We start from the raw sequence: 901 nt of genomic DNA, 5'->3' as shown, positions 1-901 counted from the left end.
TGGTACCGGAAATCGTGCCGGTAAAAGTGGTTGAAAACGCGCTGCACGGCTCCTTGGAAAGCGACCGCCGTACGGTCCTTGTTTAGAACTGCAACGAGCATGTATGAAGGACGATAATATTGCTGTCCGCTGTTCAGGTCCATCAGATAGTTATCCATTGGGACCGTCCCGGCGATGATGCCTTTCTCGTTAATTGAAGCAAGATTATAGAAATTATTCACCGCCCAAGCGGACCATTCACCCTTTTCGCCGATACGTCCGGTAGCCACCGCAAAGTGCCCGCCGAGCGATTCGTCGTCATCACCCTGGGCGCCATTGAGGATCAGCCCAATTACCGGCTTTTGCTGCCAATCACGCGCCTGGCCGGGCCGGCGCTCCCATAGCAGACGTGTTTCGAGTCCCTTAGCATCCAGGATCGGTTCACGTATGAGCGCGGCCAACTCCGATGCCCTGCCAAGGGGCGTATGCTTCAGTTCGGCGATAGGCAAATTGAAATCGATGGGCCAGATGGTTCGTGCAACGAATGCCTTCTGCCCGTTCAGGTTCGCTACCGCGCCGCGCATACGAACCTGGCGCCCTTCGAAAAAGCGCATCGTCGCCTTGTTCACATAAGAGCGGTTGGTGGGCAGCTTAGGAACGAACTGCAGCGGTAATACATTTCCATCCACGGTGCGGACATGCTGTGCGTCCAGAAACGAAGCGTCTTCAAGAATATGGGATGAGCCAAGCCAAGTCAGCGATGGATGCGCCAACTGCGCGGAAGCGGTCGTGGCTGCCCAACGACGGATCTCATTTCTCCAGTCGTTACCAGGAACGAATGTCGACGCTACCGAATCGTTTGCCGGTACGGCAATCAATTCGTTTTCAAAATACCAAAGGTTTTGTTTTGCAACTGTACAGT

The 901-nt window shown here is 54.4% G+C and carries 1 protein-coding gene; it reads right to left on the bottom strand.

Annotated features, from left to right (window positions below):
* A partial coding sequence (locus LCI23_RS20400) for a hypothetical protein (protein WP_224948269.1) occupies positions 1-901 on the bottom strand: 901 nt, incomplete at both ends.

The sequence above is a fragment of the Massilia sp. MS-15 genome, assembly GCF_020176695.1.
GTDB classification, from domain to species: Bacteria; Pseudomonadota; Gammaproteobacteria; order Burkholderiales; family Burkholderiaceae_D; genus Telluria; species Telluria hydrophila.
This window is presented reverse-complemented; position numbering and strand designations above follow the sequence as displayed.